The following is a 25,984-nucleotide window of genomic DNA, read 5'->3' as shown; positions in this document are numbered from 1 at the left end:
CACCTGCAATGATCCCAACCCTTTCCTGCCAGAAGCCCGGCAGGAGTACAAGGCTGATTTCGCTCGTGGCGGCAGCTCCATAATGCCGCACTGAAGCAGCGGGGTCTCGTGGCCGTCGGCAGTCAGCCGCAGACGGCTCACCAAAGCGGTGTGATCGGCGACGATGGTGATTCAAGCGAATCTCCACCGCCCCCTGGCCCGGCGCCTCATCCCAACCAGTCCACCCTATCTGCACGAGCCGGGCCGGCTGTTTCCATCCCCTCCCGGCTGATCAGTCGGCACCCGCCGCACAAGCCTTCTCCCGAAGCCCGGCAAACTGGCGCAGCCAAATGCATCGCAGAATTGCAAGATCATTGCCATAATTCAACGGTTACATCGTAATAGTATAACTTAAATATTCGAATTAACCTCACGGTCAATAGGTCAAATATCTGTGATTGAACTTGTAATGTTTGAGATTTTGCAGAGAAAGCTTTAGACTGTATAAGGGTATTCATCTATACCCACACGGCGCGCCCGGTGAGTTTCCGAAATGACTGGCGCGGAAGACATCGTGATATGGTCATTGCCTCACATCTGGTGTAGAGGCCTCTGAAATAAATCCTTTCAACATGATCCGCTGATTGCTCTGTGGATTATTTTTGCAAACGATTGGCTGAACGAGGCTGCTTATCACCGCAAGAAAACATGGCAATTTCTTCCTTAAAAGGAATGCCTGCGTTGTTTGAAACCAAGCGTGGACGAATATGGGACATTTGACGGGCGCCACCGGCACGCTTCCCGCCCCCGCGTCCTCGGGTACCGCCCCCAGGGTCTCTCTGTTCCGTCCCGAATCAATCGAGGCACACAGAACGGACTGGCTCGGTCAGCCTTCGGTCGGGCTCGGGGTGCCTGGCTTCCTGTCCAGCTTCGGTTCCATCGTCCTGGTCGCCGCGGCGACCGCCTTCGTGGCGTTCGGGACGCATGCCCGCCGCGTGGAGCTGCATGGCGTGATGCTTCCGGGCGCGGGGTTGATGCAGATCCCGACGCCCGCCGCCGGCAGCGTGGAATCGCTCGCCGTCCATGACGGGGCGAAGGTCGAAGCCGGCACGCCGTTGCTGGTCATCAACACAGATACCACCACCAGCAAGGGCCAGACCCAGCAGCAGATCCTGCAGGCGCTGGCCAATGAGCGTGCCGCGCTGATCAACCAGATCGCCCGCAGGATGTTGCTGCGCGACCAGCGCGGCACGGAACTGCAGGGCAGGATGGAGAACCTGCAGGCACAGATCCGCCAGACCAGGGCGCAAATCGTCATGCAGGAAGAATTCGTCCGCACCACAACCCTGGAATACGAGAGCGCCATACGCTACCAGCACCAACAGATCGTCACCGCGAACGAAAGGCTGTCCCGGCAGGCAAGCTGGATGCAGGCCCGCGAGCAGTTGGAACGTTCGCGCGGGGAATTGCTCCGCCTCGATGGCCAGTTGATCGAGACGCAGGCCGCACTGGCAAGCAACGACCTGCAGGCGAACAACGACACCGACGCAATGCGTTCCAAGATCTCGGACATCGACCAGCAGCTCCTCAACACGGAAATGCGCCGCTCGATCGAGATCCGCGCGCCCAGGCCCGGCACGGTCACGGCGATCGCCGCCCGCATTGGCCAGACCGTGCCGGCCGGCACGCGCCTGCTCACTCTCCTCCCCACCCAGAGCGCGATGCAGGCCGAGCTGCTGGCCCCGAGTTCCGCGATCGGCTTTCTTCGTCCCGGCCAGACGGTGAAGCTGCGCTACACCGCATTTCCCTACCAGCGCTTCGGCGAGTACGCCGGCACAGTCACCGAGGTGTCCCGCGCGGCCCTGCAGCCCGAGGAACTCCGCACGATCATGCCTGGCCTGTCCCCGGGCGAGCCGGGGAAAACTTACTTCCGGGTGGTCGTCGCGCCGGCCCGCCAGGACGTGACGGTCGGTGGACACCCGCAGCCGCTGCAGGCCAGCATGCAGGTCGACGCCACCGTGCTGCTCGAAGAGCGCCCGCTCTATCAATTGATCCTGCAACCTCTCTACGACCTGCGCGGAAGCTGAGATGAGCATCGCAGGAGACCTGCTCGATGCCGCCATCCTCCGCGGTGGCCGCACCCCCGTCGTGCGCCAGACCGAAGCGGCCGAATGCGGCCTGGCCTGCCTTGCCATGATCGCGGCCCACCATGGCCACCGCATCGACCTCGCGGCCTTGCGGCGAAGCTACAACGTCTCGTTGAAGGGCATGACGCTGCTCGACGTCGTTCACCTTGCGAGGCGCCTGCACCTGGCCACCCGCGCGCTGCGGCTCGACCTCGATGGCCTGTCGCGCCTGCGCCTGCCCTGCATATTGCACTGGGATCATAGCCATTTCGTCGTGCTGACGCATGTCGGCCGCAACTCCGTCACCATCAACGACCCGGCGACCGGCCGGCGCAAGGTCCCGCTTCCCGAAGTCTCCCGCCGCTTCACCGGCGTCGCGCTGGAAGCCTGGGCAACCGAAGGGTTCGAGCGCAAGACCGAACGCGCCCGCATTCGTGTCTTCGACCTGTTGCGACGCACCCGCGGCTTCGCCCGCGCCGCTACGCAGATCCTCGTGATGTCGGTGTTCCTCGAGTTCGCGGTCATCCTCGTGCCGATCGTCTTCCAGCTCGTGCTGGACGATGTCATCGTGGCCGACGACAGGAAGCTGCTCGTCACGGTTGCAATCGGGCTCGGGCTGGTCCTGATGTTCCGCACCCTGGTGGGCTTCGTGCGCTCCTGGTGCATCGCCGCCACCGGCGCGCGACTGACGCTGCAATGGAAGAGCAGCCTGTTCCGCCACATGCTGGACCTGCCGCTCGACTTCTTCGAACGGCGCCATGTCGGCGACATCGCCTCGCGCTTCGGCTCGCTCGATGCCATCGAGAGGACCCTCACGACCGGCCCGGTCTCGGCGTTGGTGGATGGTGTCATGTCGGTCGCCCTGGTCGCGATGATGTGGCTGTACGAGCCGATGCTCGCCGTTATCGCGATCGGCGTCATGGGGACCTACGCCCTGATGCGCATGGTCGCCTACCGGTTCTACCGCGTCGCCAACGAGCAGGCGATCGTGACCGCGGCCCAGGAAAACACGCATTTCCTGGAAACCGTGCGCGGCATGGCGAGCGTCAAGGCACTCACCATCAGCGAACGCCGGCAGATCAGTTGGCACAACTACCTGGTGGACCAGATCAGCGCCCATCTGCGCGTGGAGAAGCTTGACATCGTCTTCGGCAGCGCCAGCACGCTGCTGTTCGGCCTGGACCGCATCATCATCATCGTCCTGGGCGCACAGGCCGTCATGGCCGGGTCGATGACGGTCGGCATGCTGGTTGCCTTCCTGGCCTACAAGGATCAGTTCTCACAGCGTGTCGCCACCCTGCTCGACACCCTGGTGCACATCAGCGTACTGAGCGTGCACGGCGAGCGCGTGGCCGACATTGCCCTGACCACGCCCGAGGAATCATCACGGACAGCACCTGCTCCGGTTGCCGGCCAGGCCATCGCCGCCGCGCCGCAGGCGGCGCTCAGTGCGCGCGGCATCAGCTTCCGCTACGGCGACAACGAAAGGCCGGTATTGAGCGCGTTCGACATCGATGTCGCCGCGGGCGAATGCGTCGCCATTGTCGGTCCGTCGGGGGCTGGCAAGACCACCCTGCTCAAGATCCTCGCCGGCCTGCTGCGGCCTTCGGGCGGGGCCGTGTTGCTGGACGGCGTGCCGGTGCAGGCGCTCGGGCTCGAGCGATATCGCTCGCAGATCGGGTGCGTGCTGCAGAACGACCGCCTGTTCGCCGGCACCATCGCCGACAACATCGCGGCGTTCAGCCCGGCCTACGATCCCGACCGGATTGCCAGGACCGCGCGGCTGGCCGCCATTCACGAGGAAATCCTGCGCATGCCGATGGGCTATGAAACGCTTGTCGGCGACATGGGCAGCTCGCTGTCGGGGGGGCAGATGCAGCGCATCGTGCTGGCGCGGGCGCTCTACCGCAATCCCCGCATCCTGTTGCTCGACGAGGCGACCAGCCATCTCGACGAGGAGAACGAGCGCAGCATCAATGCCGCCATCCGTTCCCTCACGATCGCCCGTGTGATCGTCGCGCACCGGCGCTCGACCATCGACATGGCGGATCGCATCGTCACGGTCTGGCCGGAAGGCCTCGCCGCGCCACAGCGGGCAGCAACCGACGGCACGATGGCATCCGCCTGACCGCCGCCCGCAGGCCACGCGAGCCTCAGACTGATGTCGCGATGGCCGGATGCATATGCAATTCGGGCAGCCACCCCAAAAGGGAATGGTACCCCCTGTAACTTGAAAGCAACGGGACAGTTTTTGGTCAGGCAGAAGCCATTTTTAGCCGACATTATCCATGATATCGGTTCATCTCAGGATCATATTACACGCACATTTGTAGCCCGTTATGTAGTTACTATTCTAAGTGATCCTGCGTATACTGTTTACTACCAATGCTGCTGTCAATATTCGGAATCTGCCCTAAGCATCCGTCTGTAACCATCTGAAAAGCAGAGCTGGCAGCCGTGAAAACCAGTGCAAATCTGATGCCGGCAAACTTGTTTAATTTGGATCGGGTCCGGACCGCCAGGACATCCGTGCCGGCGGCACGTATCCTTGTCATCAGCGATATTCGCATTCTGCGTGACGCGGTTGCCTCCGACCTTGCGAGCCGCGATGGCATAGAGGTGATCGGGGCGGCGAGCAGCGGCGATGGGCCGCGGCGCGCCGCAGAGGAACGCGTGAACCTCGTCCTGCTTGACGCTAATATCGCTGGTGGCGCTGCGTTCGCGCAGGGGCTGCGACGACATGTGCCTGGTTTGCGCATCGTGCTGTTCGCGGTGCTCGAGGGAGGGATCGATCTCGTCGGTTGGGCGCGGACCTCCATCAACGGCGTCGTGGCACGCGACGATTCGGCAGCCGACCTTTTCGCTGCGGTGAAAGGCGCCCTCAGGGGAGAAGTCTTCTGTTCGACCAAGCTCACTGGCATCCTGTTTGCCCACGTTGCCGCACTGGCGGACCGCCAGGGCGCCGGCCAGGCCACTGCCGCGCTGACCGGGCGGGAAAGCGAAATCATGCTGCTCGTCGAACAAGGTTTGTCCAACAGGGAAATCGCCGGGCGGATTGGAATCGGCACGGCGACCGTCAGGAACCACTTGCATCGCACCTTCACCAAGCTTGGTGCACGCAGCCGGAGTGAAGCCGTGGCCCGTTTGCGCCAGAGGCACGGATAGATGGCAAGAGTGCGCGTCACGGCCACGGCATTTTTCGAATCATTCCGCCCCACCGCTCGCGGCAGGGCAGGTTTTTGTTGTCCTGAATTTTCGTGGGCAGACACTCAGGCCCGCAATTCGATCGCGCTGCCGCCCTCGGCCGGATGCAGCACGATGAAGGACCCGCTGCCGTGCCGGCCCGAGAACCGCAGATGCGCCACGGTGGCCTGGCCGGCCCGCACGGCCAGTACGCCGCCGTGGCCATCGCCGCTGTAGCTGACCGAAGAAACGTTGACGCCGGGCAGCGCGATCCGGTCGCGGTGCAGTCCGCCGACATTGCCCGTCGAGGCGGTGAAGTTCTCGATCAGGCCGTCGAAGCCTCCGGGATCACCCAGCGTGAGCGTGCCGTGTGAATCGCTGCCGTCGGCGGCCCGGAAATCGATGATCTGCCCGTCCCCGACCGGTCCGTCGAGCGTGAGCCCCGCCCCTTGCCGCGGCCCGATCGTGCTCAGCGAGAGCGGCGGGCTGAACGCTATCCTGCCGTCACCGAGCACGGCGAGGTCAATCCTCACCGTCCCCCCGCTCTCGATCAGGCCGCTGTTCCACAGTTGCGCGGTCGGCGAGGCGCCCCGCACGGCCAACGTCGAGGGCCGGGCGAAGCCGTGGCCTGGCCGCACCGCCAGGGTGCCGCCATTGACCAGGACCTGATCGCCTTGCGGCCGCGCCGTCCCCGTCGCCGGCGCGGGGCCGACCGTGATGGTCAGGCTGGTCGGGTCCCCCATGGTGGAAAAGCCCGGCGCAGCCTCCGCGGCGATCGTGCCGAGGTTGAGGGTGATGCCCTCGGTCCGGATGGCAGCACGGGTGCCGTGGGGGGCATCGCTCTCCCTGCCGCGGGGCGGCTGGTTGCCCAGTTCGATGGTGGTGTTAGCGGAGACCACCGAGTTGCCGAACCACAGCGTCGGTGCCGGGGGCGAGGCCGGCGCATGCGTCGCCCCCACGGGCGCGGCCGCCAGGTTGACCTGCAACCCGGAGAGCGAATCCCGGCGGGCATCGACCGTGCCGGTCGGGATCCACAGCGTGTCCCCCGACGCCGGCACGCCGGGCGGGGTCCAGTTCGACCGGGTCGTGAACACACCGTTGCCGCCGATCCAACTGCGGATGGTGGACATCGCTCCTCCCCATGGTTGGCGGCTTCCGGCCGCCCGACTGTTCCGCCTACACGCGTAGTCATTTGCGGCCAGGATCCGGCATCACAAAGTCGTTTCAGCCGCCCCCCTGCACGCGCACGACAGGACACCGGGAAAATTAACCGAACATCCAACGTTGATCTTGCCATACCACGTCATTTTGTCGCTTTAATTCTGACATCACGTGTGCAGGAGTCACCCCATGCCGCCCGACAGCCTCACTCCCGCCGTCCCGCCACTCTCCGAAGCGCTCGACCGCGCCGCCGCCCTGCTGCGGGCGCGCTACGGCGCCGCCGACGCCCCGGCGGTCCCCCGCTGGAACGACGTGCTGGACTCGCTGCTGGCGCATCGCTCGGTGCGCGCCTTCCTGCCGACGCCGCTGCCCGAGGGCGCGCTCGACCTGCTGCTGGCGGCGGCGCAGTCGGCGGCCTCGTCGTCCAACCTGCAGGCCTGGAGCGTGGTGGCGGTGCAGGATCCGGCCCGCAAGGCGCGGCTGGCCGCGCTCGCCGGCGGGCAGGCGCATATCGAGCAGGCGCCGCTGTTCCTGGTCTGGCTGGCCGACCTTGATCGCCTTGCCCGCATCGCCACCGCCGAAGGGTCCGAGATCGAGGGCATCGCCTACCTGGAACTGCTGGTGGTCGGCATCGTCGATGCGGCGCTGGCGGCGCAGAACGCGGTGGTGGCGCTGGAATCGCTCGATCTCGGCGCGGTCTATATCGGCGCCATCCGCAACAACACCGAGGCGGTCGCCGCCGAGCTCGGCCTGCCGCCGCGGGTGCTGCCGGTGGTGGGGCTCAGCATCGGTCATCCCGACCCGGCGGCCGCCGGCGCGGTCAAGCCGCGCCTCGCGCCCTCGGCGGTGCTGCACCACGAGACCTATCGCCAGGACGGCCAGGACGAGGCCGTGGCGCGCTACAACGACGTGCTGGCCGGGTTCCAGCGCGAGCAGGGACTGCCGGAGGAACGCTGGAGCCGCAAGGTGGCGGAGCGGGTGCGCACCCCCACGGTGCTGGCTGGCCGCCATCGGCTGCGGCAGGCACTCGGCACGCTGGGTTTCGAACTGCGCTGAATTGCGGGGCGCTGCCCCGCCCCCGGCAGGGGCTCCGCCCCTGCACCTGGCCAAGGGCTTCGCCCTTGGAACCCACTCTGTGCCGCGCAGCGCGAATGGGATCCAAGGGCCTTGTGGCCCTTGGCAGGTCCAGGGCAGCGCCCTGGCCTTCCTTAACTTCCAGGCCGCCGCATCAGCGCAATCAGCGGCAGCGGCAGCAGTGCCGCCACTGTCAGCAGCCGCCAGGTATCGCTGGCGGCGATCACCGCGGCGGCGTGCCCGATCATCCCCTCCAGCAGCCACGGCCCGGTGGCACTGCCGGGCCCGAGCAGCCGGGCGGTGGCGCTGCCGTCCTGCAGCAGGCGGTTGAACGGCGTGACATGGGCTGCCAGCTCCGCGTGCGACACCTGGGCCATGCGGGCCAGCACCACGGCGGTGACCGACACGCCCACGGCATTGCCGGTGTTGCGGAACAGCGCGATCAGGCCGGCGGCGTCACCACGCCAGTGCGGGGCCAGTGTCGCATAGGCCAGCACCGAGAGCGGGTTGGAACTCAGGCCGGTGGCGAAGCCCTGCAGCGCCAGGGTGGCCGCCAGGCGCGTGCCCTCGATCTCCGGTGTCCACTGGCTCATCTCGTGCACCGACCACGCCAGCAGCAGCACGCCCAGCGCCATCAGCCGGCGCTGATCGACGCGGCGGCCGAGCCAGCCGGCCAGCAGCATCCCCGCCATGGTGCCGAGGCCACGCGGCATCATCGCCAGCCCCGCCGCCTCCACCGGGTAGCCGGCAAGTTTCTGCAGGTAGCCGGCCAGCAGGGCGGTGCTCGCCAGCAGCACGGTGCCGTTGAGGAAGGTCGCCAGCAGCGCCATCACCAGGTTGGTGTCGCGGAACATCGCCGGCGGCAGGAAGGGCCGGGGCGCGGTCAGCATGTGCACGCCGAACAGGTAGAAGCCCAGCACCGCCAGCATCGCCTCCGCCATGATCTCCGGGGCGGCAAACCAGTCGAGCCCCTCGCCGCGGTCGAGCAGCAGTTGCAGCGCGCCGATCCCCAGCGCCAGCGCCAGGAAGCCCGTCCAGTCGAAGCCGCGCGCGGGATCGGGCCGGTCGGGTGGCATGACGGCGACCAGCCCCAGCATGGCCAGCACGCCCACCGGCAGGTTGACGTAGAACACCCAGCGCCAGTCGCCCAGTCCGGTCAGCCAGCCGCCCAGCACCGGGCCGAGCACCGGTCCCACCATCACGCCGATACCCCAGACCGCCATCGCCTCGGCGCGGCGCTCCATCGGGAAGGTGTCGAGCATGGTGGCCTGCGACAGCGGCACGAAGGCGGCGCCGAAGATCCCCTGCAGCAGCCGGAACGCCACCATCTGCCCGAGCGTCTGCGCCGCCCCGCACAGCATCGAGGCCAGGGTGAAGCCGGCGAGGCAGGTGATGAACAGCCGCCGCCGCCCCAGCCGCGCCGCCAGCCATCCGACCGGCGCGGTCATCACCGCCGCGGCGATGACGTAGGAGGTCAGCACCCAGGTGATCTGGTCGCTGCCGGCCATCAGCCCGGCCTGCATGTAGGGCAGCGCCACGTTGGTGATGGTGGAATCGAGCCCCTGCATCAGCGTCGCCAGCACGGTGCAGCCACCGAGCAGCACCGGATGGCGCGGCGCGGGGCCGGCGTTCACGGAGGGGCGGCGGCGCCCTGCGCGAGCCGGGCCGGCCGCCGGGCGGGGGGGTCGATTTCCACCACCGCGCTCATGCCGGCGCGCAGTTCCGGGGCATCGGGCTGGGGATCGAGCCGCACCCACAGCGGGATGCGCTGCACCACCCGCACCCAGTTGGCCGAGGCGTTCTGTGGCGGCAGCAGGGTGAACTCGGAGAAGCTGCCGGGGGCGATGCCCTCGACGGTGCCGTTCCAGACCCGGCCGGGATAGGCGTCGACGCGCACGCGGGCGGGATCGCCGGTGCGGATCGGGGCAAGGTCGGTCTCGCGCGGGCTGGCCTCGATCCAGGCATCGTCGGTGGCGATCAGGCCGAAGGCGGCGGCGGCCGGGGCAAGGGCCATGCCAGGCTGCAGCGCATCGACCTGGGTCGCCACGGCGGCGAAGGGGGCGCGCACCACGCTGTGCTCGCGCTGGCGTTCCGCTTCCTGCACCTGGGCCAGGGCGTGGCGGTACTCGGGCGTGCGCGCAGCCGGGATGTCGGGATCGCCGCCAAGCCGGGCCAGCAGCGTCGCGGCCTGCAGCTTCAGGCTTTCCAGCGCCGCCCGTCCGGCGGAGCGCCGGAACTGCGCCGCGTCGCGGCCGGCGGCGTCGCCCGGCTCCGGCGGGGCGGTCCGTTCCTGCCCGGCCTGCTCGGCGGCGAGCATGGCCTCCTGCGCGGCGATGTCGCGCAGCAGACGCTGATAGTCCTGCCGGGTCGCCTCGATCTGCTGCCCGACCTGCGCGAGGGTGGCGCGCGCGGCATCAAGGGCGATGTCGAAGGGCCGCGGGTCGAGGCGGAACAGCACGTCCCCCGCGGCGACCCGGCTGCCGTTGCGCACCTCGACGCTCTGCACGATGCCGCCGACATCGGTGCTGACGGCGACCTTGCGGGCGCGGACATAGGCGTTGTCGATGGTGACGCCGTGCCCGCCGGCCAGCCAGGTGGCCACGGCGGCGGCCATCGCGGCGAGGCCGCCCAGCGTCAGCCAGGCGCGCAGGCGCGGGCGGGCACGCCGCCAGGGCAGCGCCGGGGCGGGCTGACGGGGAACGGCCAGGCAGTCATCGGCGGTGGCGTCCGACATCAGGCCGGCTCCGTCTCGGCGGGCTGGCGGTCGCGGGCGCGCAGCCGGGCGAGCACCCGTCCCTTCATCCGCGCCAGCGTCTCCGCCATGGTGGCCAGGGCCTCGGGGTCGAAGCCCTCGGTCAGGTGCTCGAACATGGCGGCGCGCTCGGCCAGCATGGCGGCGATCAGCGGATGCGCCGGCGCGAGCAGGTGCAGCCGCCAGATGCGGCGGTCGGAGGGATCGGGGCGGCGCTCCAGCAGGCCGCGCTCCTCCAGCCGGTCGACCAGCCGGGCGACGCTGATCGGCTCCACCTCCAGCAATTCGGCGAGTTCCTTCTGCGACAGCCCCTGCTGGCGATCGAGCCAGAACAGGATCGCCCATTGCGCCCGGGTCAGCCCGTGCCGGCTGGCGCGGCGCTCGGTGTCGAGGCGCAGGTGACGGGCGAGGTCATGCAGCAGCAGCAACAGGTCGGGCTGATTGCTCATAATGCTGATGATAACGACGTCTATAATAACGTCATTAATTTTAACGTCGCGGCATTATGCCGGAAACGCGCATCAGATATGTTTTTTACGAATGAAACGCCCGGCCCGGACACGATGTCCGGGCCGCGCGCGATGGGGCCGGGAACGCTACGCCAGCTTGCGACATTCCTCGGCGCAGGCCTGGCACGCCTCGGCGCAATCGCGGCAGGTCGCGTGATGCTCGGCATGCCGCCGGCATTCGCGCTCGCAGTCCTCGCAGATCGGGATCGCCACCCTGGCCAGGGCCGGAAGATGCGGCGACGCGCTGGCCGCGAGCTTCTGCAGGGCCGCGCAGACCGCCACCAACTGGTCGACGCTGCGCGCGCAGCCGGCCAGGGAGGTGTCACCGGTGGCCAGCACCTCGAGGCAATGCGTCAGGCAGAGTTCTCCGGTCCTGACGCAATCGGCGGCGGAGGCGATGATCCTCTGATGCGGGATCGCCCCGCCCGCGTGCGCGGCATGCTCGTGTCCGGCGTGGTTGTCCTGGGCGAAAGCCGGGCTGCAGATGGCTCCCGCCAGGACAGCCAATCCTAGCCGACGATTCATGGCGTCCTCTCCATACGAACGGCTTCATACGGGCGGGACCTGTCAGCCCGCCGGGATAATTCCGCGCACTCCGCCGTGAGGACGTCAAGCGACGCCAAAATGACCTTCCGCCGCGTGGTTTTATAGAACAACTGGCGTTTTTGGTTTTATTTCCCCTCCCCTGGGGTCGGCTGCCCCCGCTCGCGCCCGAGCGCCTTCAGCCCGCCGATGAAGCTGCGCAGCGCGCCGCGCAGGGGGTCGAACAACGGATTGACCTTCTCCTGCAGCACCACCTCGCCGAGCAGTTTCAGCCCCACCGCCATGGCCGCGGCGGTGTCCGGCGGCAGGCCGGTGAGGCGGCGCGAGCGCTCGACGATGGCGAGGATGTCGTCGTGATTGCTGACCTCGAAGGACAGTGGCGGGCGCACGGCCTCCTCCGGGCGCGGCGTGCCGGTGGGGGTGACGGTGATGCGGTAGGTGTAGGCTCTGGTGCTCATGGGTCGTTGGGTCCTGTCGAAAGGGATCGGGTCAGGCGCACAGCAGCAGTTCGCCGGCCGGTGCGGCCTCCGCCGGCTCGATGTGGATGGAGATCACGGCCTCGCCGAATTCCGCCCGCAGCGCCGCCTCGATGCGTTCGCAGAAGCCGTGCGCCTCGCGCACCGGCAGGTCGGGGGGCACCAGCAGCTCGAACTCGGCGAACACCGAGGCGCCACTGCGGCGGCTGCGGATCGCCCGGGCGCGCAGGGCGCCGCCGCCATGCGCCGCGACCAGCTCGCCGATCCGCCGGGTCACCGCCGGATCGGCACGGTCCATCAGCGCGCCGAGCGCCTCGCCGGCCATGCCGAGGCCGGTGGCGCCGATATGCAGCGCCACCGCCGCCGCCACCAGCCGGTCGGCCGCCGCCCAGCCGGTCAGCGTCACCAGGGCGAATCCCGCCAGCACCCCGCCCGAGGTCCAGACATCGGTCCACAGGTGCCGCCCGCTCGCCGTCACCGCCGGGGACTGCCAGCGCCCGCCGGCCGCGGTCAGCCAGGCGGCCCAGGCGGCGTTCAGCGCGGTGCCGAGGCCGTTCAGCCACGCGCCCCGGCCTCCTGCCTCCGGTTGCCACCCGGCGGCGGAGGGCACGATCACCGCGTGCAGGATGGCGCCGGCGGCGGCCAGCACCATCAGCGCCTCGACGATCGCCGAGACATGCTCGGCCTTGCGGTAGCCGTAGGGATGGCAGGCGTCGGGCGGGCGCTGGCTGATCCGCACGGCCAGCAGCGCCACGCCGGCCCCGGCGACGTTGACGCAGCATTCCAGCGCATCGGCCTGCAGGGCGAGGCTGCCGGTCTGCCGGGCCGCCAGGAACTTCAGCGCGGCGACGACGAGGCTGACGCCAAGGCTGCCCCACGCGACCTTGAGGAGAGGATGCATCGCGGATGGCTCCTGCCGGCGATCCTGGCGCGCGGCCTACCGGGCCGGCCCGAGGATCTCGGCGGCAGCCCGTTCGAGGATGCGGGCGATGCGGCGGGCCTCCTCGGGGCCGCAGCCGCGCTTGCGCATCAGGGCGTGCTTGAGCGCATGGCGGGCGCGGTGGAGTTCCTCGGCCGATTGCGGATCGGCGTCGCCGACGCCGGCGAAGGCCTCGCGCACCTCGCCCATCCGCCCGCCGATGCGCGCCAGCAGATCCAGGATCAGGGTCACCTCGTCGCGATGCGCCTGCAGATGCGCCTGGCCGGCCTCGGTCAGGGTGTAGAGCTTGCGGTTGCCTTCCGGGGTGGTGACGGCGTGGCCGCTTTCCTCCAGGTAGGTCAACGCCGGATAGATCATGCCGGGGCTCGGGGCATAGAAGCCGCCGGAGCGCTCCTCCAGCGTGCGGATCAGGTCGTAGCCATGGGCGGGACGCTCGGCGAGCAGGGCCAGCAGCACGAGCTGCAGGTCGGCGGCGCTGAGCTTGCGTCCGCCGGGAAAGCCGTCGCCGCCGCCCATGAAGCCGCGGCCGAAGCCCCCTGCCCCGTGGCCGAAGCGGCCGCGCCCGTGCTGGCGGCCGATGGCGTGGATTGAACGAAAGCCGAACATGGTGGTTTTTCTTTCAAAGAATATATCTAAAGATATGTCATCCGACTGATATGTCAAGCCACGGTCGCGCTTCCGGCAACCAGGCCGCCAGCCACGATGCGACGGCAAGGTCCGGGCCGCGAGAGAGGCGCAGGATCAGGCAAGGTCGCCTTATTGCGGTACGTAGATCTCTGCGCTCCCAATGCGCAGGCTCGAGAAATAGCCGGGCGCACGAGGGGGGGATCCGTCCGCAAGATTGACCCGGTCCTGTGCGGCCTGCGCCGCCGCGAGTGTCGTGAACACAACGCCACCCGCCGCCCGTACCAGGTAGCTCTGCTGGCCGCTGAGTTCATGCACCTCGACGGCGTCGTCGAGCGCGGGATTGGCCGCCAGCGCATAGCCGCTGTGTCGAACCAGTGTGTACTCGGTCACGGTTGTTGCTCCGTTTCCAGCGCCTGCCCGATCCGAGGCACCGCAGACATCTGCGGGGGAGCCGGCGCCCAGCTTTCGTAGTCTCCGTCCGCCGCTGCCCGCTGGCCGCCCATGGAATCGTGGCCCGGGGGACGATAGGCAGACGCCGTGCCCGTGGCATTGCGAAGATGGGGCCTTTGCCAGGGATAGCGGGGCATCTCCGTCAGCGGCGCATCGGTCGTATGGTGCAGCCAGGCATGCCACTCCGCCGGGACGGAAGATGCCTCCGCATCACGTGGGTACAAGACCCACCGGCGGCGCCGGACGCCGCGGCCGCGAGACCATCGCTCGATGAAGTAGCGGTTCCCCTCGGCGTCGCGACCGATTTCCGTTCCCCTGAGATACATGAACACTCTCATGCCGATCCGCATGTCGACTCACTCCCGTTGGCGCCCTGCGCGCCGATGATGATGGTGGCCTCGCACCTGGGCCGCCTGCTGCACGCGCATGCCGGAGTGCCCGCGCGGCGGGCGGAGCGGTCAGGTGGCGTCGAAGCCCGGCTGCATGGACGGCCGTGTCGTCGGACGTCGGACCGCCACCTCCGCAAAGGTCACCATCCGGCCGGCATCGTCATCCCAGAGAACGTACCGGGACGCGCGGAGACCATCCTTCAACGTGAGCACGCGCGCGCCGTCGAATGCCGGATGCGCCTGGTGACATTCCTCCAGCCGGTAGTTCGGCACCCTGGGCACCAGGTGGTGGACATGGTGGAAGCCGATGCTGCCCGTGAACCACTGCAGCACCCGCGGCAGGCGGAGGAAGGAGCTGCTGCGGATCGCTGCGCTCACCGGGTCCCACTCGGCATGGTGGGCCCAGTATGCCCCTTCGAACCGGTGCTGCAGCGAGAACAGCCAGACCCCGACGATGCTCGCCGGGATCATCACCGTGAACAGCACCAGGGCGACCGGCGCGAAGCCAAGCAGCAAGCCAAGGCCGCCGTAGAAAAGAAGGAGTGACAGATTCGTCAGGTGCACGCTGCGGCGCTCGTTCCGCCAGGCGGCGGGGGTGTCGAAGGGCACGCGGTAGAGGACGAGAAAGATGAAGGGCGGCAGCAGCAGCAGCGCCACCGCGGGGTGGCACAGCAGGCGGTGCCACCGCCGTCCCCGCGGGCTGAGAGCGGCGTATTCGGCGACGGTCAGGCAGGTCGAGTAGATGTCGCTTCCACGACCGTCGCGACGGTCGAGATCGTTCCACGTGCCGTGGTGTTGCGCGTGCTGGCGGCGCCAGTGCGCGTAAGGCGTGAACGTGAAGAGCGAGCAGAGCCGCCCGATCGCGTCATTGGCAAACCGGGACGACAGGAAGGAGCCATGGCCGCAGTCATGCTGGATGATGAAGGTCCGCACCGTCAGCCCCACGGCAGGCAGGGTCAGCAGCGGCACCAGCCACCACCAGCCGGCGGCCAGGCCGATATGCATGGCGGCCAGGAGCGCCACCAGCGGCAGCACGGTCGTGGCAAGCTGGGCCATGGCAGCGCGCGGCAGTGACTGCTGGAAACAAAGGGCGGCCGCGCGAAGATCGTCTGCGGGGCGGCGGAGAGTCGCGGTTGCCGGATGGAGCATGGGAATGTGTGGTGCTTCCTGCTGGGACATCGCGTGCGGACACGGAAATCGCGTCCGCGCGCATTGCGACGGCCCCCCGCTCTCCTTCGCTGCTAGGGTTTCAAGTCCCTTCGCCGCTATGGCTTCTTCGCGGGCGTCGCCTGTGCGCGCACTGCCGCGAACGTGGAGGTGAACGCGGAGGTGGACGGGACGACCTTCACTTTCGGTTGCTTTGGCTTCTTCGGCTCGCGGCTGCTTCGCTTCTGGCCCTTGGCCATGACTCTCTCCTGATGATGGACGCCCGCGTTTCGAGGCATCGCGCCGTGATCGCGAGCGAAGGCAGGTGCGCCCGTCTACCGGAGGTGGGGGGACGATCCTGGAAATAACAGTCCGGGAGCCAGCAACATTCCGTGCTCTCCGGCCGTCGCGGGGGTCGACCGGCCACCCATGCGCCCCATGCCGGGGCGAACGGCAAATGCCCTACAGGAGGCAGTTATTTCCGTGAAACGATGCCAATCGGACGATGCCGTCCTGATCGAGGATGAAGGTGGTCTCGCAGCCACGCCAGCCGAAGCCGGGGCTCGCGAGCACGTTCGAGAGGAAGCTGACGGCCAGGCCACCGCCCGGAAGCGGCGCCATTCGCATCGGGGCGCCCCAGCCCAGATACAGCCGGGTCGCGTCCTGCCCGATGAAGCCATCCACGTGCCGCTGGTAGCTGGCCTGCGTTGCGCAGCCTGTCGCCGACAACACGAGGCCGGCGAGGAGCCATCGTCTCATTCTCCCCTCCATGGAATCCGGGCCCTTCGCGCAAGGCCGGCGAGGCTGCCTTCCGCACGGGCCCGGAGACCGGGCGGGACCGGATCCGTGCGGGCTGCCTCACCGGGTGGCCGTGCCCGTTTCAGCCCTGGCGGATGACGCCAGGCGGCGTCCAGGATCCGTCCAGGATCGACGGCGGCGCCTGGTCCGGCCAGTACATGCGCAGCATCAGCACGAACCCGCCCGCCGGCGCGGGCAGCCAGTTGGCTTCCTTGTCGGGCCCGGGCGAGGCATGCTGGATCAACAGGTCGAGCGACCCGTCCGCGTTGAAGCGCGGGGTCTGGCGCAGGCTGATGGAATAGCGATTCAGCGTGTTGGGAACGAAGAAAAGCTGCTCGTCGTACATCGTCAGCGACCAGAACCCCTTCGCCGGCGGGGCCGCGCCCTTGGGGAAATGCAGCACGTAGCTGTTCGCGCCGTTATAGGCTTTGCCGTCCGCGTCCACCTTCGACACCGGATAGACCGCGTCCTGCGGCAGGTTGGCGCCGAGCCCGATCATGGCCACCAGGGCACGCTGCAGGTAGTCGGTGCCGTACTGCCCGGTCTTCGTGGTGAAGATCCAGCCCTTGACGTTCTGCATGTCGCCGCCGCTGAAGCGGAAATGCAGCTTGATGCGGTCGAGTGCCAGTTGCGGCACCCGGCTGGCGAAATCGACATTGAACCGGGACCGGTCGAGATCCTGGCCGGGCACGATGCCAAGCTGCGCCAGCGTCGGCAGGATGGGCGCATCCGCCGCCGCCGGCGGGTTGTCCTTCAGCAGCCGGGCGAGCAGGGTGAAATAGGTCGCCGCATCCAGCCGGTTCACCTGCGTGCGCACCGGCGTCTTCATGTCGATCGCCGGATCCACCTGCCCCGGCGGCGGCGTCCATTCCTTGCCCCAGGCGCTCAGCGGCACCAGCTGGCAGGCATCCTGCAACGCATGTACGGCGGCATAATCCTCCGGCGTGCCGCTGCAGTAGATCCGGCCGAGGACCCACACCAGGCTGGTGGGTGACTTGTATTCCACCACGCCCGGCGGCAGGCTGCCCCGCCAGCCAGGACCGGTGATCGCGTAGGTCTGCGCGCCGGTGCCGGTGGTGCGGCTGCCCGGCGACTGGAACACGTTGGTCCAGGCGTCCAGCAGCGGGAACAGGAAATAGCGGCCCTGCATGTCGGGCAGGCTGAGCACCCAGGGCTCCTTGCCGACATCGACGAAGGCCGTGGTGTAGAGCGTGTCGGCATTGGGCGCGGTGATGTCGCGGAACGAAGCGTCCGGATACTGGCGCAGCCGGATGAACTGCCCCATCGGCCCACGCGTGCCGGCCGGCGCCACGACATTGGTGATCACCCGCCGTGTCATCTCCAGCGTGACCAGCGAATACCCATAGATATAGGCGTTGATGGCGGGCAGGAATTCCTCCAGCCCCTCGACATCGGCGAGCAGCGTACTGTCCCAGTTCGCCTGCGCCGGACGAAACGCCGCGGCGCCGAACAACAGGCCGAGACCCAGGTCCCGACGGGTGATGCGCATGCGCATGTTCCTCCCAGGCGGCATCATGCCACGATCCCTCGCCATCGCGGGCCGAAGCCCGGCGGCGGATCGTCGGGGGACAGCAAGCCGCCCGGTGCCTTGCGCCCCCCCGATCCAACCAACGCGTCAGCCAGGGCGGACGCCACAAGCCGCCCGGCCCCACACGGCCGCCCCCCACACCGGAGGGCGGCCTGCGCCGGTCAGAACCAGCTCTTCTCGGCGGGCTGGATGGAAACGGCCAGCGCCTCGCTCACCACCGCGGTGATCGCGTCGCCCACCTTCAGTTCCGGCAGCAACGCGATCCGCGCCGGATCAGTGACGATGACGGTGCGGACGGCGCCACCGCTCGGGTCCACCACATCGACGCTGTGCGCCGGGATGTCGATGCCGACCACGATCACGCTGAGCCGGGTCAGCACCAGCGCATCCCCACCCGGCGTTGTCACCTTGCGCGCGGCGGCGGCGACGATCTCGCTTTCCGGCACCGGCTCGCCCGGCGAGGACAACAGGAACGACACCGAGCGATAGTACTTGGCGTTGACGGTGTCACCCTGCTTGAGCCGGTTCAGATCCACCAGCGGACCGGCCTTCAGCGTCACGCTCTGGCCATTGGCGCCGGTCAGCGTCACGGCACGGGTCGACGGATTGATGGCGCTGATCTTCGCGTGGATCGTCACCGCCTCGGGCGAGGGGACCGGGCTGGTGATCGCGCCCGGCTGCGGCGGCACCCCCTGCGCGGAGACGGGCGCGGCAAGCAGCGGCAAGGCCGCTGCCGCCGCGACGACGGTCAGGATCGAAAGACGACGTGACATGGTGTTCCTCCTCATCGGCCAGTGACATCGGGACATCCGGGCCGGACGGCCCGGACGATGTGCGCGCCGGCCCCCACCGGCCCGCAGCGCGAGCGGAACCTTCCGGCGCTCGATACCGCATGTAGCGCAGAAATGGAAACCGATCGTTTTCCACAATCAGCAAGAGGCACGGTCACGTTCCGTGACAACCTGCGCCGGGATTGCCCCTGGGGGACGCCATGCAACCAGGGCGCTTCGTTACACATATAAAATATGAATCGCGCGCATTCCCCTGCGCGGAATATGCGCTTGCGCGCGACATGCGGGCGCGGCGGCGCCGCCTGCCCGTCCAGTCGCGCAAAGGAACTTCGCCATTGCGCTCCCGCTGCATTATGATCCGTCCCGAGGATTCGCGGGGACATCACCAACATGAGCCAGGCCGCGGATGCCGACTCGTCACAGGCCCGGGTCACCGTCCGACAGCGCCCTTCGGCGATCTGGCTGGTGCCGCTGGTGGCGGTGCTGATCGCCGCATGGTTGGTATGGACCACGCTGTCCAGCCGCGGGCCGCTGATCACAATCACCTTCGAAAGCGCCGAGGGCCTGCAGGCTGGCCAGTCGCAAGTGAAATACAAGGACGTGGTGATGGGCACGGTGCAGAGCGTCACGGTTGCACCCGATCTCACCCACGTCACCGTCATCGCGCGCATGACGCCGGAAGCCGAACCGCTGCTGAACGAGCGCGCAAAATTCTGGGTGGTGCGCCCACGTCTTTCCGCCGGCGCGATCTCCGGGCTGGAGACGCTGCTCTCCGGCTCCTACATCGCCATCCTGCCCTCGGCCGAGAAAGGCCGCGCCCAGCGCAGCTTCACCGGGCTCGAGGATCCGCCGGTGCTGCAGACCACCGTGCCCGGCCACACCTTCCTGTTGAAGGCCACCCGGATCGGCTCGATCAGCGCCGGCTCGCCGCTGTTCTTCCGTGGCCTGACCGTGGGCGAGGTGCTGGGCTGGGATGTCGCCGACATGGCCGAGAGCGTCACCATCCACGCGTTCGTGCGCGCGCCCTATGACCGCTACGTGCACGAGGAAACGCGGTTCTGGAACGCCTCCGGCATCAGCCTGCAATTTGGCGGCGACGGCGTACGTCTGCGCATCGAATCCCTGCGCGCGGTGCTGCTCGGCGGCATCGCCTTCGAGACGCCCTCCCGCCCCACCAGCCCCCGCGTGACCGCGCAGGATGCCGTGTTCCCGCTCTTCGCCGACGAGGCCGCCGCCGAGGGGGCCGGCTACAGTCGCCGCATCCAGGGCGTCGCCTATTTCCCCGGTGCCGTCGATGGACTCGCCAAGGGTGCGCCGGTGACGCTGCGCGGCATCCGCATCGGCGAGGTGACCGGCCTCTCGCTCGAATACGACCGCGCCAGCGATTCGCTGCGCGTGCCGGTGCATTTCGAGATAGAGCCGGAACGCATCGCCGACAGCGCCGAGGCCGCCGGGCGCGGCCCGCTCGCCAACCTCACCCGGCTGGTGGGACAGGGCCTGCGTGCGCAACTGCAGACCACCAACCTGCTCACCGGGCAGAAATCCATTGCCTTCACCTTCGTCGCCGACGCGCCACCCGCCGAAGTGAAGATCGAGAACGGTGCCTTCGTGGTACCCACCGTTCCCGACCAGATCGCCGGCATCGTCGAGGCGGCCCAGGGCCTGATCGGCAAGCTGGAGAAAGTGCCCTTCGACCGGATCGGCGAGAACATCAACGCCACCCTCGCCGGCACCAGCACGCTGGTCAACAGCGAGGCGCTGCGCCAGACCCTGATCTCCTTGCAGGGGACAGTCGGCGCGGCACAGACCTTCATGAAGGGGCTGGACAGCGCCGCGGCGCCGGCGCTGCAGCGCCTGCCCGGAATCGCCGCTGGGCTGCAGGAATCCGTCACCCGGCTGAACCGGCTGATGCTCGGCATCGACACCGGCTATGGCGAGAACTCGCGCATCTACCGCAACATCGACCGCCTGCTGGCGCAGCTCAACGACACCGCGCAGGCCGTGCGGGTGCTGTCCGACATCCTCGCCCGCCATCCCGAGGCGATCCTGCGCGGTCGCCCCGATGTGGGAGTGACCAAATGATCCGCCGCCGCCTGCCCGCTTTGCTGCTGTTCCTGTCGTTGCTCGGCGGCTGCCTGGCCTCGCCCAATCCCACGCTCTACACGCTTGCCCCGGTGCAGGGGACGCCGCTTCAGGGTGTGGCGCCGAAAACGGTGGGGCTGCGCAGCGTCAGCCTCGCCCGCTACCTGGAACGCCCGCAGATCGTGCTCTCCTCCACCGGCTACCAGCTGATGCTGGCCGACAACGACTGGTGGGGCGAGCCGCTCGGGGCGATGCTCAACCGCGTCCTGGTGGAGGAATTGTCGCAGCGCCTGCCTGGCAGTTCGGTGCTGGCCGAGGCGGGCGCCATCACCGCCATGCCGGAAGCGACGGTGGAGGTGAACCTGCTGCGCCTGGACGCCGACCAGGACGGCACCGTGGTGCTGCGCGCCCAGTACGGCATCACCCCCGCGCGTGGCCCCGGCCTCACCCGCGACGTCGAGATCCGGGTGCCCCCGCCCTCGCCCGGCATCCGCGGCCAGGTCGCGGCGCGGAGCGTCGCGGTGGGGCAACTGGCCGACCGCATCGCCGCCTCGCTGGCGGGACGCTGAGGCGGCGGCGGTGCGCGCGCAGCCGCTGCCCTCCGACCCGCCGCGGCCGCCCGCCTCCGGCCCTGTCAGTTCCTGGCACGAATGCCATGGCTGCGGTGCTTTCCAACTGGTGCCGCCACTCGGCGCCGGGATGACCGCACGCTGCTGGCGGTGCGACCGGGTGCTGCGACGCGGCCACCGCGATCCGCTTGGCCATGGCGCCGCCCTGGCCGCGGCGGCGCTGGTGCTGCTGGGCGTGGTCGCCACCATGACGATGATGACGGTTTCCACGGTCGGCATCTCCCACCAGGCGGACCTGCTCGGCGGGCCGATGGAGCTGTGGCGCCGCGGCATGTGGGAACTGGCGCTGGTGGTCGGCTTCACCACGCTGGTCGCTCCCTTTGCCCTGCTGGCCGGGCTGCTCACGGTGCTGCTGCTGCTGCGCCGGCAACGCCCGCCACGCCAGTTGCGCCTGCTGTTCCGCGCGGTGCTGTGGCTCACGCCCTGGTCGATGATCGAGGTGTTCCTGCTCGGCGCCTTCGTCGCCTACACCAAGCTGCAGGACCTGGTGCAGATCGGCATCGGCCCGGCATTGTTCGCCCTGGGTGTGCTGACCTTCGTCATGACCTGGCTCGACAGCGAGCTGTCGCCGCCGGCGATCTGGGAGGAGATGCAGCGCCGGGGCGTCGCCGATCCGCCCCTGCCCGCCCCGGGCGCCCGTCCGGCCCTGCCCGCCGACCCGGTCAGTTGCCATGTCTGCGGCCATGTGCAGCCGGCGCCGCAGGAGCACGGCCACGCCACCTGCCGGCGCTGCGACGCCGCCCTGCATCGCCGCAAGCCCAACGGCATCGCCCGTGCCTGGGCGCTCTGCCTCGCGGCGCTGATCTGCTACGTGCCGGCGAATTACTACCCGGTGCTGACGGTGATGCAGCTTGGCGCCGGCGCGCCGAGCACCATCCTGGGCGGCGTGGTGGAACTGGTGGCGGCGCGGATGTGGCCGCTGGCGGCGCTGGTCTTCGCCGCCAGCATCGCCGTGCCGGTGCTCAAGCTGACGGCGCTGATGTTCATGCTCGCCTGCACGCAGCTCGGCGCGGCGCGCTGGCTGGTCGAGCGCACGCGGCTCTATGGCATCGTGCTGGGCATCGGCCGCTGGTCGATGGTGGACATCTACATGGAATCGCTGCTGGGGGCGCTGGTGCAGTTCGGCCGGGTGGTGACGATCGAGCCGGGCGTCGGCGCCGTCGCCTTCTGTGCCGTCGTCATCCTCACCATGCTCGCCGCCGAGAGCTTCGATCCGCGCCTGATGTGGGATGCCGCCGCCGCCGCGGATCGGCGCGGGCGGGCGGCGGAACCGCTGCCGCCCTGAGCCCCGGCGCCTTGCGCGCCCGCGCCCCTGGCATACCCCGGATTGTTGACAATGTTCAAGCCGAACGTCATAACCGCCCCGGCTAATCGTGCATTTGCGCCAACATTGTCGACACCGTGCAAAAGACCGTACCAGTGCCAAATGACCGCGCCGTCGAGGGCGAGACGCTCGCCGACCACGTCCTGAGGCAGATCCAGGCGGCGATCGTCAAAGGCGACATGGCGCCGGGGAGCAAGATCTCCGAGCCGGAACTGGCGCGCGCCTATGGGATCAGCCGCGGCCCGCTGCGCGAGGCGCTGCACCGCCTGGAGGGCCAGAAGCTGCTGGTGCGGGTACCCCACGTAGGCGCGCGCGTGGTCTCGCTGAGCCGGCAGGAACTGGGCGAGCTCTACCAGATCCGTGAATTGCTCGAAGGCCAGGCCTGCCGGCTGGCGGCGGAACGCATGCTGCCCGAGCAGGTCGAGGCCCTGCGCGGCGTGCTGCGCGAGCACGAGCGCGACGAAGCCTTCCAGGCCGGCCGAGGCTATTATCAACAGGAAGGCGATTTCGACTTCCATTATCGCATCGTCCAGGGGAGCGGGAACCGCATGCTGATCCGCCTGCTCTGCGATGACCTGTATCAGCTCGCCCGCATGTACCGCATCCAGTACTCGGCCACGCCGAACCGCCCCGCGCAGGCCTTTGCCGAACATCATCGCATCCTCGACGCCATCGCCGAGGGTGACGGCGAACTGGCGGAGATGCTGATGCGGCGTCACATCCGCACCTCCCGTCTCAATATCGAACAACAAATCCTGTAGAAAGCCAGCACATGAACACGCAATATCGTAAATCCCTTCCCGGCACCGGGCTGGATTATTTCGACGCGCGTGCCGCCGTCGAGGCGATCGCGCCGGGCGCCTATGACACCCTGCCGTATACCTCCCGGGTGCTGGCCGAGAACCTGGTGCGCCGCTGCGATCCCGCGCTGCTCACCGACGCACTCCGGCAGTTGGTCGAGCGCAAGCGTGACCTCGACTTCCCGTGGTATCCGGCCCGGGTGGTCTGCCACGACATCCTCGGCCAGACCGCGCTGGTCGATCTTGCCGGCCTGCGTGACGCGATCGCCGACAAGGGCGGTGATCCGGCCAAGGTCAACCCGGTGGTGCCGGTGCAGCTCATCGTCGATCACTCGCTGGCGGTGGAGCATGGCGGCTTCGAGAAGGATGCCTTCGCCAAAAACCGCGCCATCGAGGACCGCCGCAACGAGGACCGCTTCCACTTCATCGAGTGGACCAAGCAGGCGTTCGAGAACGTCGATGTCGTGCCGCCCGGCAACGGCATCATGCACCAGATCAACCTGGAGCGGATGTCGCCGGTGATCCACGCCATTGATGGCGTCGCCTTCCCCGACACGCTGGTCGGCACCGACAGCCACACGCCGCACGTGGATGCCCTGGGCGTCATCGCCATCGGCGTCGGCGGCCTGGAAGCCGAGAACGTCATGCTCGGCCGCGCCTCCTGGATGCGCCTGCCCGACATCATCGGCGTCGAGCTGACCGGCCGTCCCCAACCCGGCATCACCGCCACCGACATCGTGCTGACGCTGACCGAGTTCCTGCGCAAGGAGCGGGTCGTCGGCGCCTACCTGGAATTCCACGGCGAGGGCGCCGCCAGCCTGACCCTGGGCGACCGCGCCACCATCTCCAACATGGCGCCGGAATACGGCGCGACGGCGGCGATGTTCGCGATCGACGCGCAGACCATCGCCTATCTGCGCCTCACCGGCCGCGAGGATGCCCAGGTCAGGCTGGTGGAAACCTATGCCCGCACCGCCGGGCTGTGGTCGGACACGCTGGCGGGCGCACAATATGAACGCTTGCTGCGCTTCGACCTGTCGAGCGTCGTGCGCACGCTGGCCGGCCCGTCCAACCCGCATCGCCGCCTGCCGGTCTCCGACCTCGCCACCCGTGGCATCGCCGCAGCCTGGAAAGAAGAGCCGGGCCTGCTGCCCGACGGCGCGGTGATCATCGCCGCCATCACCAGCTGTACCAATACCTCCAACCCGCGCAACGTGATCGCCGCTGGCCTGCTGGCGCGCAACGCCAACCGTGCCGGCCTCGCCCGCAAGCCCTGGGTGAAATCCTCGCTGGCGCCGGGGTCGAAGGCGGTGGCGCTGTACCTGGACGAGGCGGGCCTGACCGCGGAGCTGGAACAGCTCGGCTTCGGCATCGTCGCCTTCGCCTGCACCACCTGCAACGGCATGTCCGGTGCGCTGGACCCGAAGATCCAGCAGGAGATCATCGACCGCGACCTGTATGCCACTGCGGTGCTGTCGGGGAACCGCAACTTCGACGGACGCATCCACCCCTACGCGAAGCAGGCCTTCCTTGCCTCGCCGCCGCTGGTGGTGGCCTATGCCATCGCCGGCACCATCCGCTTCGACATCGAGCGGGACGTGCTGGGCGTCGATGCGAACGGCCAGGAAATCCGCCTGAAGGATATCTGGCCGAGCGACGCGGAAATCGACGCCGTGGTCGCGGCGGCGGTGAAGCCCGAGCATTTCCGCAATGTCTACGCGCCGATGTTCGGCGATCGGGGCGCACGCCAGGCGGTCAGCCCGCTGTACGACTGGCGCCCGCAGAGCACCTACATCCGCCGCCCGCCCTACTGGGAAGGCGCGCTGGCCGGCGAGCGCACGCTGCGCGGCCTGCGCCCGCTCGCGGTGCTGGGCGACAACATCACCACCGACCACCTGTCGCCGTCCAATGCCATCCTGCCGAACAGCGCCGCCGGCGAATACCTGGCGAAGATGGGGCTGCCGGAAGAAGACTACAATTCCTACGCCACCCATCGCGGCGACCACCTGACGGCGCAGCGCGCGACCTTCGCCAACCCGACCCTGCTGAACGAGATGGTGCGCAATCCGGACGGCAGCGTGAAGAAGGGCTCGCTGGCGCGCGTGGAACCGGAGGGCAAGGTGCTGCGCATGTGGGAAGCGATCGAGACCTACATGGACCGCAAGCAGCCGCTGATCATCGTGGCGGGCGCGGATTACGGCCAGGGCTCCTCGCGTGACTGGGCGGCCAAGGGCGTGCGCCTGGCCGGCGTCGAGGCGATCGTCGCCGAGGGCTTCGAGCGCATTCACCGCACCAACCTGATCGGCATGGGCGTGCTGCCGCTCGAGTTCAAGCCTGGGGTCAACCGGCTGACGCTGGGGCTCGACGGCACCGAGACCTATGACGTGACGGGCGAGCGCACGCCGCGCGCCGACCTGACGCTGGTGATCCATCGTCGCGACGGCAGCACCGTCGAGGTGCCGGTCACCTGCCGCCTGGACACCGCCGAGGAGGTGTCGATCTACAACGCCGGCGGCGTGCTGCAGCGCTTCGCGCAGGACTTCCTGGAAGCGGCGGCGGCCCCGCAAGGTGGCCGCCAGGCCGGCTGAGGCAGCCCTCACGACAGGCGAAGGCACCTTCTCCGGTGCCTTCGCCGGCGCGACGTTCCCTTCATCGG

24 protein-coding genes are annotated in these 25,984 nt (G+C 68.6%); 9 read left to right on the top strand and 15 right to left on the bottom strand.

The window, feature by feature from the left end:
• Positions 1 to 746: 746 nt before the first annotated feature.
• The 3 genes from NBY65_RS20305 to NBY65_RS20295 all read left to right on the top strand — a co-directional run bounded on the left by NBY65_RS20305 (position 747) and on the right by NBY65_RS20295 (position 5,270).
• Positions 747 to 2,066 (top strand): HlyD family secretion protein, encoded by a 1,320-nt coding sequence (locus NBY65_RS20305; RefSeq protein WP_150042866.1) that lies wholly within the window; start codon positions 747 to 749, stop codon positions 2,064 to 2,066.
• Between the two features lies 1 nt (position 2,067).
• Complete coding sequence (locus NBY65_RS20300) at positions 2,068 to 4,233, top strand: peptidase domain-containing ABC transporter (RefSeq protein ID WP_150042867.1); 2,166 nt, start codon at positions 2,068 to 2,070, stop codon at positions 4,231 to 4,233.
• Positions 4,234 to 4,562: 329 nt separating this feature from the next.
• Positions 4,563 to 5,270 carry a LuxR C-terminal-related transcriptional regulator gene (locus NBY65_RS20295; RefSeq protein ID WP_150042868.1) on the top strand — a complete coding sequence of 236 codons (708 nt, stop codon included), beginning with the start codon at positions 4,563 to 4,565 and terminating at the stop codon, positions 5,268 to 5,270.
• Positions 5,271 to 5,374: 104 nt separating this feature from the next.
• On the opposite strand, the gene NBY65_RS20290 is transcribed toward NBY65_RS20295, so the two are convergent.
• The gene (locus tag NBY65_RS20290; protein ID WP_150042869.1) at positions 5,375 to 6,418 is read right to left on the bottom strand and encodes a hypothetical protein; all 1,044 of its coding nucleotides are present in this window, start codon (positions 6,416 to 6,418) and stop codon (positions 5,375 to 5,377) included.
• A 220-nt stretch (positions 6,419 to 6,638) separates the two neighbouring features.
• On the opposite strand from NBY65_RS20290, the gene NBY65_RS20285 reads away from it, so the two are divergent.
• Complete coding sequence (locus NBY65_RS20285) at positions 6,639 to 7,505, top strand: nitroreductase family protein (protein ID WP_150042870.1); 867 nt, start codon at positions 6,639 to 6,641, stop codon at positions 7,503 to 7,505.
• Positions 7,506 to 7,657: 152 nt separating this feature from the next.
• On the opposite strand, the gene NBY65_RS20280 is transcribed toward NBY65_RS20285, so the two are convergent.
• From NBY65_RS20280 to NBY65_RS20215, 14 genes are all read right to left on the bottom strand, one after another.
• Complete coding sequence (locus NBY65_RS20280; RefSeq protein WP_203330608.1) at positions 7,658 to 9,157, bottom strand: DHA2 family efflux MFS transporter permease subunit; 1,500 nt, start codon at positions 9,155 to 9,157, stop codon at positions 7,658 to 7,660.
• Complete coding sequence (locus NBY65_RS20275; RefSeq protein WP_150042871.1) at positions 9,154 to 10,257, bottom strand: HlyD family secretion protein; 1,104 nt, start codon at positions 10,255 to 10,257, stop codon at positions 9,154 to 9,156. The genes NBY65_RS20280 and NBY65_RS20275 overlap by 4 nt, the downstream gene beginning before the upstream one ends.
• Positions 10,257 to 10,724, bottom strand: coding sequence for a MarR family winged helix-turn-helix transcriptional regulator (locus tag NBY65_RS20270; RefSeq protein ID WP_150042872.1), 468 nt, complete (start codon positions 10,722 to 10,724; stop codon positions 10,257 to 10,259). The genes NBY65_RS20275 and NBY65_RS20270 overlap by 1 nt, the downstream gene beginning before the upstream one ends.
• Before the next feature lie 147 nt (positions 10,725 to 10,871).
• Positions 10,872 to 11,309, bottom strand: a complete 438-nt coding sequence (locus NBY65_RS20265; protein WP_150042873.1) for a four-helix bundle copper-binding protein — start codon at positions 11,307 to 11,309, stop codon at positions 10,872 to 10,874.
• Positions 11,310 to 11,455: 146 nt separating this feature from the next.
• Positions 11,456 to 11,785: a DUF3861 domain-containing protein gene (locus tag NBY65_RS20260; RefSeq protein ID WP_150042874.1), complete on the bottom strand. Its 330-nt coding sequence runs from the start codon at positions 11,783 to 11,785 to the stop codon at positions 11,456 to 11,458.
• Between the two features lie 31 nt (positions 11,786 to 11,816).
• Entirely contained in the window at positions 11,817 to 12,704 is an 888-nt protein-coding gene (locus tag NBY65_RS20255; RefSeq protein WP_150042875.1) for a cation diffusion facilitator family transporter, read from the bottom strand.
• Between the two features lie 36 nt (positions 12,705 to 12,740).
• The gene (locus tag NBY65_RS20250) at positions 12,741 to 13,349 is read right to left on the bottom strand and encodes a PadR family transcriptional regulator (RefSeq protein ID WP_150042876.1); all 609 of its coding nucleotides are present in this window, start codon (positions 13,347 to 13,349) and stop codon (positions 12,741 to 12,743) included.
• 150 nt (positions 13,350 to 13,499) lie between these two features.
• Positions 13,500 to 13,760, bottom strand: a complete 261-nt coding sequence (locus NBY65_RS20245; RefSeq protein ID WP_150042877.1) for a hypothetical protein — start codon at positions 13,758 to 13,760, stop codon at positions 13,500 to 13,502.
• The gene (locus NBY65_RS20240; protein ID WP_348539825.1) at positions 13,757 to 14,158 is read right to left on the bottom strand and encodes an NADH:ubiquinone oxidoreductase subunit NDUFA12; all 402 of its coding nucleotides are present in this window, start codon (positions 14,156 to 14,158) and stop codon (positions 13,757 to 13,759) included. The genes NBY65_RS20245 and NBY65_RS20240 overlap by 4 nt, the downstream gene beginning before the upstream one ends.
• A 120-nt stretch (positions 14,159 to 14,278) precedes the next feature.
• A complete protein-coding gene (locus NBY65_RS20235) occupies positions 14,279 to 15,265 on the bottom strand; it encodes a fatty acid desaturase (protein WP_162530716.1) in 987 nt (328 codons plus the stop codon).
• Between the two features lie 209 nt (positions 15,266 to 15,474).
• Positions 15,475 to 15,615, bottom strand: coding sequence for a hypothetical protein (locus NBY65_RS20230; protein ID WP_203330609.1), 141 nt, complete (start codon positions 15,613 to 15,615; stop codon positions 15,475 to 15,477).
• A 202-nt stretch (positions 15,616 to 15,817) separates the two neighbouring features.
• Positions 15,818 to 16,114, bottom strand: coding sequence for a hypothetical protein (locus NBY65_RS20225; RefSeq protein ID WP_150042880.1), 297 nt, complete (start codon positions 16,112 to 16,114; stop codon positions 15,818 to 15,820).
• 121 nt (positions 16,115 to 16,235) lie between these two features.
• A complete protein-coding gene (locus NBY65_RS20220; protein WP_150042881.1) occupies positions 16,236 to 17,663 on the bottom strand; it encodes a DUF1254 domain-containing protein in 1,428 nt (475 codons plus the stop codon).
• 200 nt (positions 17,664 to 17,863) lie between these two features.
• Positions 17,864 to 18,475 (bottom strand): hypothetical protein, encoded by a 612-nt coding sequence (locus NBY65_RS20215; RefSeq protein ID WP_150042882.1) that lies wholly within the window; start codon positions 18,473 to 18,475, stop codon positions 17,864 to 17,866.
• A gap of 408 nt (positions 18,476 to 18,883) precedes the next feature.
• Here NBY65_RS20215 and NBY65_RS20210 point away from each other — a divergent pair, with 408 nt between their 5' ends.
• The 5 genes from NBY65_RS20210 to acnD all read left to right on the top strand — a co-directional run bounded on the left by NBY65_RS20210 (position 18,884) and on the right by acnD (position 25,916).
• A complete protein-coding gene (locus NBY65_RS20210; protein ID WP_150042883.1) occupies positions 18,884 to 20,575 on the top strand; it encodes a PqiB family protein in 1,692 nt (563 codons plus the stop codon).
• On the top strand, positions 20,572 to 21,144 hold the full coding sequence (locus NBY65_RS20205; RefSeq protein ID WP_150042884.1) for a PqiC family protein: 573 nt from the start codon (positions 20,572 to 20,574) through the stop codon (positions 21,142 to 21,144). The genes NBY65_RS20210 and NBY65_RS20205 overlap by 4 nt, the downstream gene beginning before the upstream one ends.
• Before the next feature lie 10 nt (positions 21,145 to 21,154).
• Positions 21,155 to 22,489, top strand: a complete 1,335-nt coding sequence (locus NBY65_RS20200; protein ID WP_150042885.1) for a paraquat-inducible protein A — start codon at positions 21,155 to 21,157, stop codon at positions 22,487 to 22,489.
• Positions 22,490 to 22,623: 134 nt separating this feature from the next.
• Entirely contained in the window at positions 22,624 to 23,289 is a 666-nt protein-coding gene (locus NBY65_RS20195; protein WP_239002930.1) for a GntR family transcriptional regulator, read from the top strand.
• A gap of 11 nt (positions 23,290 to 23,300) precedes the next feature.
• Positions 23,301 to 25,916 (top strand): Fe/S-dependent 2-methylisocitrate dehydratase AcnD, encoded by a 2,616-nt coding sequence (gene acnD / locus NBY65_RS20190; RefSeq protein WP_150042887.1) that lies wholly within the window; start codon positions 23,301 to 23,303, stop codon positions 25,914 to 25,916.
• Positions 25,917 to 25,984 lie beyond the last annotated feature (68 nt).

Source organism: Rhodovastum atsumiense, from assembly GCF_937425535.1.
GTDB classification, from domain to species: domain Bacteria; phylum Pseudomonadota; class Alphaproteobacteria; order Acetobacterales; family Acetobacteraceae; genus Rhodovastum; species Rhodovastum atsumiense.
Note: the sequence above shows the minus strand (reverse complement) of the source record. Positions and strands in the feature narration are given on the sequence as shown.

What these genes read in the sequence shown, in the direction of transcription:
- NBY65_RS20305 (WP_150042866.1), top strand. Translation starts at nt 747, where the DNA reads ATGGGACATTTGACGGGCGCCACCGGCACGCTTCCCGCCCCCGCGTCC.
- NBY65_RS20300 (WP_150042867.1), top strand. Translation starts at nt 2,068, where the DNA reads ATGAGCATCGCAGGAGACCTGCTCGATGCCGCCATCCTCCGCGGTGGC.
- NBY65_RS20290 (WP_150042869.1), bottom strand. Translation starts at nt 6,418, where the DNA reads ATGTCCACCATCCGCAGTTGGATCGGCGGCAACGGTGTGTTCACGACC.
- NBY65_RS20285 (WP_150042870.1), top strand. Translation starts at nt 6,639, where the DNA reads ATGCCGCCCGACAGCCTCACTCCCGCCGTCCCGCCACTCTCCGAAGCG.
- NBY65_RS20275 (WP_150042871.1), bottom strand. Translation starts at nt 10,257, where the DNA reads ATGTCGGACGCCACCGCCGATGACTGCCTGGCCGTTCCCCGTCAGCCC.
- NBY65_RS20270 (WP_150042872.1), bottom strand. Translation starts at nt 10,724, where the DNA reads ATGAGCAATCAGCCCGACCTGTTGCTGCTGCTGCATGACCTCGCCCGT.
- NBY65_RS20265 (WP_150042873.1), bottom strand. Translation starts at nt 11,309, where the DNA reads ATGAATCGTCGGCTAGGATTGGCTGTCCTGGCGGGAGCCATCTGCAGC.
- NBY65_RS20260 (WP_150042874.1), bottom strand. Translation starts at nt 11,785, where the DNA reads ATGAGCACCAGAGCCTACACCTACCGCATCACCGTCACCCCCACCGGC.
- NBY65_RS20255 (WP_150042875.1), bottom strand. Translation starts at nt 12,704, where the DNA reads ATGCATCCTCTCCTCAAGGTCGCGTGGGGCAGCCTTGGCGTCAGCCTC.
- NBY65_RS20250 (WP_150042876.1), bottom strand. Translation starts at nt 13,349, where the DNA reads ATGTTCGGCTTTCGTTCAATCCACGCCATCGGCCGCCAGCACGGGCGC.
- NBY65_RS20240 (WP_348539825.1), bottom strand. Translation starts at nt 14,158, where the DNA reads ATGAGAGTGTTCATGTATCTCAGGGGAACGGAAATCGGTCGCGACGCC.
- NBY65_RS20235 (WP_162530716.1), bottom strand. Translation starts at nt 15,265, where the DNA reads ATGGCCCAGCTTGCCACGACCGTGCTGCCGCTGGTGGCGCTCCTGGCC.
- NBY65_RS20230 (WP_203330609.1), bottom strand. Translation starts at nt 15,615, where the DNA reads ATGGCCAAGGGCCAGAAGCGAAGCAGCCGCGAGCCGAAGAAGCCAAAG.
- NBY65_RS20225 (WP_150042880.1), bottom strand. Translation starts at nt 16,114, where the DNA reads ATGAGACGATGGCTCCTCGCCGGCCTCGTGTTGTCGGCGACAGGCTGC.
- NBY65_RS20220 (WP_150042881.1), bottom strand. Translation starts at nt 17,663, where the DNA reads ATGCGCATCACCCGTCGGGACCTGGGTCTCGGCCTGTTGTTCGGCGCC.
- NBY65_RS20215 (WP_150042882.1), bottom strand. Translation starts at nt 18,475, where the DNA reads ATGTCACGTCGTCTTTCGATCCTGACCGTCGTCGCGGCGGCAGCGGCC.
- NBY65_RS20210 (WP_150042883.1), top strand. Translation starts at nt 18,884, where the DNA reads ATGAGCCAGGCCGCGGATGCCGACTCGTCACAGGCCCGGGTCACCGTC.
- NBY65_RS20205 (WP_150042884.1), top strand. Translation starts at nt 20,572, where the DNA reads ATGATCCGCCGCCGCCTGCCCGCTTTGCTGCTGTTCCTGTCGTTGCTC.
- acnD (WP_150042887.1), top strand. Translation starts at nt 23,301, where the DNA reads ATGAACACGCAATATCGTAAATCCCTTCCCGGCACCGGGCTGGATTAT.